Origin of the sequence: Pseudomonas machongensis (assembly GCF_034961125.1) — a bacterium.
GTDB lineage: Bacteria > Pseudomonadota > Gammaproteobacteria > Pseudomonadales > Pseudomonadaceae > Aquipseudomonas > Aquipseudomonas machongensis.
Map to the genome: position 1 here is coordinate 83162 of NZ_JAYFUI010000192.1, position 7049 is coordinate 90210.

Genomic DNA, 7049 nt, shown 5'->3' on the forward strand with positions numbered 1-7049 from the left:
TGCCTCGTAGTTACAGGTGGCGATCACCCCACGCTGCCCCGGCTGACCGCCCACAGCCATGGGCCGACCCGCCAGGCGGGGGTCGTCACGCATCTCGATGGCGGCGTAGAAACAGTCACAATCGATGTGGATGATCTTGCGCAGGGACATGACTGACCGTCAGTACTGTAAATTCATACAGATATTACAGCACGCGCCTCGGCATTCGTCAGCCCCACCCGACGCGGGCAAGGATGACCGGTATGACTGCCCCCTCGCAAAACCCGCTACAACCCGCGTCATGGCTCAGCTCCTGGCCTGTGCAACAGGCTAAGGGATTGAACAAAAAAGGTTTTTTTGAAAAATAGCTTGACTCACGGAAGGATTTCCGTAGAATTCGATTCCACAGGCGCGGGATGGAGCAGCCTGGTAGCTCGTCGGGCTCATAACCCGAAGGTCGTCGGTTCAAATCCGGCTCCCGCAACCAGATTCGAGAAAAGGCCACTGTTCACACAGTGGCCTTTTTCTTTGCCTTGAAAAAATATCCACGTAAATCAAGGATTAAGATTGACAGCCCGTCGATAATCCGTAGAATTCGCACCTCTGACGCGGGATGGAGCAGCCTGGTAGCTCGTCGGGCTCATAACCCGAAGGTCGTCGGTTCAAATCCGGCTCCCGCAACCATATTCGTCAGAACAGGCCCCGCCTATCCCAGGATAGTGCGGGGCTTGTTGCGTTTGCCCTTTAAAAAATCCTGTCGTACGCGCTTTGCCCTTTGTCTGGCACCTCAATGAACTAACTTTAACTAACCTGAAACGGATAAACCTACTCCACCCGGAGTACTATCTGGACACGTTTTCCAAAGGGACTTTCACTTGGCCGCACGTCTCCTCCCCCTCGCGCTCGCCGCACGAGGTATTTCATGACCTCCCGCTCTCCAGACTCCCAGGCCCCGATCACCGCAGCCCTGCCTGCGGCAGCACAGCGTCTGCCGTGGCTCGAACGCCTCAGCAAATACCGCCAGCCCATCGGCCTGGCGATAACCCTGCTGTTGTTCGCCATGGCGCTGATCGCCTGCCGACACCTGCTGAGCGAACTGGACATCTATGCCTTGCATGACGCCATGCTCAGCGTGCCCAAGCAGGCGCTGCTGGGTGCTTTGCTGGCCACGGTGGCAGGTTTCGTGACCCTGCTGGGATACGAGTGGTCCGCGGCCCGCTATGCAGGTGTCAAGCTTCCACCCCGCACGCTTGTGCTGGGTGGTTTCAGTGCGTTCGCCATCGGCAATGCCATCGGCCTGTCGATGCTCTCCGGTGGCTCGGTGCGCTATCGCCTTTATGCGCGCAAGGGGCTGGGGGCTGCAGAAGTCGCACGGATGACCGTGTTCGCCAGTCTCTCGCTGGGCTGCGCACTGCCTCCGCTGGCAGCAGTGGCCACTTTGAGCGACCTCAGCGCGGCCTCCACCGCATTGCGCATGTCCCCGACACTGCTGGGCAGCATCGCCGTTGCGGTATTACTGACCTGCGCCGTCCTGGCCATGGGGCTCTATCGCCGCCGCGCCGCCGAGCAACCTCTGGCCGACAATCTGCTGGTGCAGGTCGGACGTCGCACCCTGCGCCTGCCCGGTGCACGCCTGACCGCCCTGCAACTGCTCATCACCGCGCTGGACGTCGCAGCCGCCGCCACGGTGCTCTACCTGCTATTGCCCGAAGCCCCGCCATTCGGCGCTTTCGTACTGGTCTACCTGCTGGCCCTCGCCGCTGGCGTACTCAGCCACGTGCCCGGCGGCGTCGGCGTGTTCGAAGCGATCCTGCTCGCCGCCTTCGCCAATGAGCTTGGCGCGGCGCCCCTGGCCGCAGCACTGCTGCTGTATCGCCTGATCTACGTGGTGCTGCCGTTGCTGGTGGCCTGCGTTCTGCTACTGGTAAACGAAGCCCGCCGCCTGCTGTTCGCCCAACAGGCGATCAAGGCTGCATCCGGGCTCGCCGCCCCCGTGCTGGCGATCCTGGTGTTTCTGTCCGGCGTGGTGCTGTTGTTCTCCGGCGTTACCCCAGAGATCGATAGCCGCCTGGAGCACATGGGCTTTCTCATCCCGCATCGACTGATCGACGCCTCGCACTTCGGCGCAAGCCTGATCGGCGTCCTCTGCCTGTTGCTGGCCCAGGGCCTGCGTCGCCGCCTGTCGGCGGCCTGGCTGCTGACCACGGTGTTGCTGCTGACCGGCGCACTGCTGTCGCTGCTCAAGGGCTTCGACTGGGAAGAGGCGTCGATGATGATCTTCACCACCGCCCTGCTCGCCCTGTTCCGGCGCTCGTTCTATCGCCCCAGCCGCCTGCTGGAGCTGCCGTTCTCGCCGATCTACCTGGTAGCCAGCGCGTGTGTGGTCGGCGCCTCGGTATGGCTGCTGCTGTTCGCCTACCAGGACGTCCCCTACAGCCACAAACTGTGGTGGCAGTTCACCCTTGATGCCGATGCTCCGCGTGGCCTGCGTGCGGCACTGGGCAGTGCGGTACTGCTGGTGATCGTCGCCCTGACCTGGCTGCTGCGCACCGCGCGCCCAGTAATTCACCTGCCGAGTGAAGACGAACTGCAGCGCGCCAACCGCATTCTGCTGGCGTCCGATCAGCCCGACGGTGGCTTGGCCCTGACCGGTGACAAGGCGCTGCTGTTCCACCCCAACGACAATGCCTTCCTCATGTATGCCCGTCGCGGCCGCAGCCTGGTCGCCTTGTACGACCCGATCGGCCCGGCTCAGGAGCGTGCCGAGATGATCTGGCAGTTCCGCGACCTCTGCGACCTGCACCACGCCCGCCCGGTGTTCTACCAGGTGCGCGCGGAAAACCTGCCCTTCTACATGGACATCGGCCTGACCGCGATCAAGCTTGGCGAAGAGGCGCGGGTCGACCTGCGCCGCTTCGACCTCGAAGCCAAGGGCAAGGAGATGAAGGACCTGCGCTACACCTGGAACCGTGGCGGCCGCGACGGCCTGACCCTGGAAGTCCACGAACCCGGGCATGCGCCCCTGCAGGAGCTCAGGGAAATCTCCGACGCCTGGCTGGCTGGCAAGAACGTGCGCGAAAAAGGCTTCTCGCTAGGCCGCTTCAGCCCGGAGTACCTGCAACATTTCCGAATTGCACTGATCCGCTTCCAGGGCCGTCCGGTGGCCTTCGCCAACCTGCTGGAAACCCACAGCAACGAGTTGGCCAGCCTGGACCTGATGCGCGCGCATCCCGAGGCACCGAAGCTGACCATGGAATTCATGATGCTGGGCCTCATCCTGCATTACAAAAGCCACGACTATGCCCGCTTCAGCCTGGGCATGGTCCCGCTTTCCGGCCTGCAACCGCGTCGCGGCGCACCGCTGACCCAACGCTTGGGTTCGATGGTGTTCCAGCGCGGCGAGCAGCTCTACAACTTCCAGGGCCTGCGGCGCTTCAAGGACAAGTTCCAGCCGGACTGGGAACCCCGTTACATGGCTGTGCCGGCCGGGCTGGACCCCTTGGTTGCACTGGCTGATACCGCCGCCCTGATTGCTGGCGGCCTGACTGGATTGGTGAAACGCTGATGACCCGACGTTACTGGTTGTACCTGCTGATCCCCCTGCTGCTCGCCGTGCTGGCTGGCGGTGGGGCCTTCTGGCTATGGACCCGCCCTGCCCCCGAAGCCCGTATCGAGCACTTCACCCTGGACAATGGCAGTAATCTGACCCGGGTCACGCCCGGCGTGCGCGTCAAGACCCTGGTCGCGGTTGGCGTACCCCATGACCAGGCACTGACCGACAAGCAACTGCTGGATCTCAGCCAGGCCGGTGAAGCGCAACTGGTGCAGGTGATCCTGCCGACCGGCGACTGCAGCAAGCAGCAAGTGGCATTGGACCAGGCCATGGGCAAGCTCTCCGGCAAGCCGACCCTGGTTGCCGGCATCGGGCCAGGCGCCTCGCAGGCCTGGCGCTGGCTGGCCGAGCAGAACGACGACAAGGCCCGAGCCATCTCGGTCGACTTCAACCTCGAACAACCAGACTGCAAGCTCGAGCTGCCCAAAACCGCTGCCCACGGTCACTGGAACGTGGCCTGGAACGATAACCCCGACGACGCCAGCGCTGCCTTCGTGCGCGACCAGGCCAACGCCGAGACCAGCATCAGCGACTATGACATTCACCTGCCGCAGGTCCTCAAGGCCCAGCTGACCCAGGCCCTGGTGGGACGCGATGGCAACGCCCTGGCCATTCCCGTGGTGGAAGTACCGGCCGGCCAGACCACCGACACCGTCACCCTGTTCCTATCCGGTGACGGCGGCTGGCGCGACCTGGACCGCGACGTGGCGGGCGAGATGGCCAAGCTCGGCTATCCAGTGGTCGGCATCGATACCCTGCGTTACTACTGGCAGCACAAGACGCCTGAACAGAGCGCTGCCGATCTGTCGGAACTGATGCAGCACTACCGCCAGAAATGGGGCACCAAGCGCTTCGTGCTGACCGGCTATTCGTTCGGTGCCGATGTACTGCCGGCCATCTACAATCGCCTGCCGGAGGCCGACCAGAAGCGCATCGACGCGGTGATCCTGCTGGCCTTCGCCCGCAGTGGCAGCTTCGAGATCGAAGTGGAGGGCTGGCTGGGCAAGGAAGGCCAGGAGGCCCCGACCGGGCCGGAGATGGCCAAGCTGCCTGCCGCCAAGGTGGTGTGCATCTATGGTGTGGAAGAAACCGACGAGAGCGGCTGCACCGACAAGACGGCCGTGGGCGAGCGCATGAAGCTGCCAGGCGGTCATCACTTCGACGAAAACTACCCGGCGCTGGCCAAGCGCCTGATCGGCGAGATCGAGACCCGCCAGGGCAAGTCGAACGTCGCCGAGCAGTAAAACAACAAGGGCCGCATCGCGGCCCTTGTTGTTTCAATCAGATCTCGACCTGGGTTCCCAGCTCGATCACCCGGTTCAGCGGCAGGTTGAAGAAGCGCAAGTTGCCGTTGGCATTCTTCAGCAGGAACGCGAACAGGTTCCCGCGCCAGCGCGACATGCCTTCCAGGCGCGAGGCGATCACCGTCTCGCGGCTGAGGAAGTAGGTGGTGCGCATGGGGCTGAAATCCAGCTCTTCCAGATGGCACAGGCGCAGTGCCGCCGGTACGTCCGGTTCGTCCACGAAGCCAAAGTGCAGCAGTACGCGGAAGAACCCGTCGCCATAGGCCTCGACCTCGAAGCGCTCCGACTCCGGCACTCGCGGCCGATCCTCGCTGACCACGGTCAACAGGACGACTTGGCTGTGCAGCACCTGGTTGTGCAGCATGTTGTGCAACAACGCATGGGGCACCGCATCGGCACGCGCCGTGAGGAACACCGCCGTTCCCTCGACGCGATGCGGTGGCTGCACACGAATGCTGCTGATGAACACCGGCAGCGGCAGGCCACCCTCATCGATACGCTCGACGAGAATCTGCTTGCCACGCTTCCAGGTGCTCATCAGCACGAACAGCACGATCCCCGCCAGTACCGGGAAAGCACCGCCCTGCACGATCTTCGGCACGTTGGCGGCGAAGAACAGCCCATCCACCAACAGGAACCCCACCAGCAGCGGCACTGCCAGCACCGGTGGCCATTTCCACAGCAGCAGCATCACCGCAGAAACCAGGATAGTCGTCATGAGCATGGTGCCGGTCACCGCCACCCCGTAGGCCGCAGCCAGGGCGCCGGAAGACTCGAAGCCGATCACCAGCAGCACCACGCCGACCATCAGGGTCCAGTTCACGGCGCCAATGTAGATCTGCCCCTGCTCGTCACTGGAGGTGTGCTGGATCTGCATGCGCGGCACGTAGCCCAGCTGAATGGCCTGGCGGGTCAGGGAGAAGGCGCCGGAAATCACCGCCTGGGAGGCAATCACCGTAGCCATCGTCGCCAGCCCGACCAGCGGCAGCAGCGCCCAGCTTGGCGCCAGCAGGTAGAAGGGGTTGCGCGCCGCCTCGGGGTTTTGCAGCAGCATCGCGCCCTGGCCGAAGTAGTTGAGCACCAAAGCTGGCAGCACCAGGGCAAACCAGGCACGGGCGATCGGCTTGCGCCCAAAGTGCCCCATGTCGGCGTACAGCGCCTCGGCACCGGTCAGTGCCAGCACCACCGCACCGAGAATCGCCACGCCCATCCCAGGATGGACGATAAAGAAGTTCAACGCCCACCCGGGATTGAACGCCTTGAGCACTTCCGGGCTTTGCTGGATGCCATGCACACCGAGCGCAGCCAGCACGAGGAACCAGGCAACCATGATCGGCCCAAAGGCCTTGCCGATCTTCTCGGTACCATGCTTCTGCACCAGGAACAGTGCCACCAGCACCACCAGCGAGATCGGCACCACCCAGTGGTCGATGCCGTCGAACGCCAGCCCCATGCCCTCGACCGCCGACAGCACCGAGACTGCCGGGGTGATCATGCTGTCGCCATAGAACAGCGAGGCACCGACCAGCCCGCAGCCGACCATCAGCATGCGCAGCCGCGGATGCGCGGCCGTGGCACGCCGCGCCAGTGCGGTAAGCGCCATGGTGCCGCCCTCGCCCTGGTTGTCGGCACGCAGGATGAACATCACGTACTTGAACGACACGACCCACAGCAGCGACCAGAGAATCAGCGACAGGATGCCCAGCACCCCGTCGTGGTCGACCTGTACGCCATAACCGCCGGTAAAGACTTCCTTGAGGGTATACAACGGGCTGGTGCCGATATCGCCATAGACCACCCCCACAGCTGCCACCAGCAGGCACAAAGGGCGCGCCGCCCCATGCCCGCCCTCGGCGTGACTGCTTGCCTGAACCATCGACCACTCCCGCAGACGGCCCTTCGGGGCCGGTAGTATTCGCACCGGGCGGCATGCTCGCAGCGCCCGGACCGCTGTCGTCATCCGGCTATCATTGTTACCCGGACACAACGGCGCGAAGCATAGCGCAGCGCTCGTCGCTTTTCTGCTGGTCAAGCGACCTTGCGCTCGCTAGAATTGCGCACTTTTTGATCAGAGGCGCCAAAAACGCCCGCCCGGATCGCGCCGCCACTGGCAGGCGCGACCTGTTTCAATACCGAGGTTAGTCATGTCCACC

At 63.7% G+C, this 7049-nt stretch carries 4 protein-coding genes and 2 tRNA genes; 4 read left to right on the forward strand and 2 right to left on the reverse strand.

The features are described from left to right. A partial coding sequence (locus VA602_RS24985) for a Y-family DNA polymerase (RefSeq protein WP_456154091.1) occupies positions 1–144 on the reverse strand: 144 nt, incomplete at its 3' end. Between the two features lie 245 nt (positions 145–389). Here VA602_RS24985 and VA602_RS24990 point away from each other — a divergent pair. The 4 genes from VA602_RS24990 (at position 390) to VA602_RS25005 (ending at position 4836) form a co-directional block, all read left to right on the forward strand. Further along, positions 390–466, forward strand: a tRNA-Met gene (locus VA602_RS24990). A gap of 120 nt (positions 467–586) precedes the next feature. Further along, positions 587–663 (forward strand) — tRNA-Met (locus tag VA602_RS24995). Between the two features lie 238 nt (positions 664–901). Continuing rightward, the gene (mprF, locus tag VA602_RS25000; RefSeq protein WP_323454628.1) at positions 902–3544 is read left to right on the forward strand and encodes a bifunctional lysylphosphatidylglycerol flippase/synthetase MprF; all 2643 of its coding nucleotides are present in this window, start codon (positions 902–904) and stop codon (positions 3542–3544) included. Further along, the gene (locus VA602_RS25005; protein WP_323454629.1) at positions 3544–4836 is read left to right on the forward strand and encodes a virulence factor family protein; all 1293 of its coding nucleotides are present in this window, start codon (positions 3544–3546) and stop codon (positions 4834–4836) included. The genes mprF and VA602_RS25005 overlap by 1 nt, the downstream gene beginning before the upstream one ends. Before the next feature lie 37 nt (positions 4837–4873). Here the strand turns inward: VA602_RS25005 and VA602_RS25010 are convergent, their stop codons facing one another. Then, complete coding sequence (locus tag VA602_RS25010; RefSeq protein ID WP_323454630.1) at positions 4874–6772, reverse strand: potassium transporter Kup; 1899 nt, start codon at positions 6770–6772, stop codon at positions 4874–4876. Between the last annotated feature and the right edge of the window lie 277 nt (positions 6773–7049).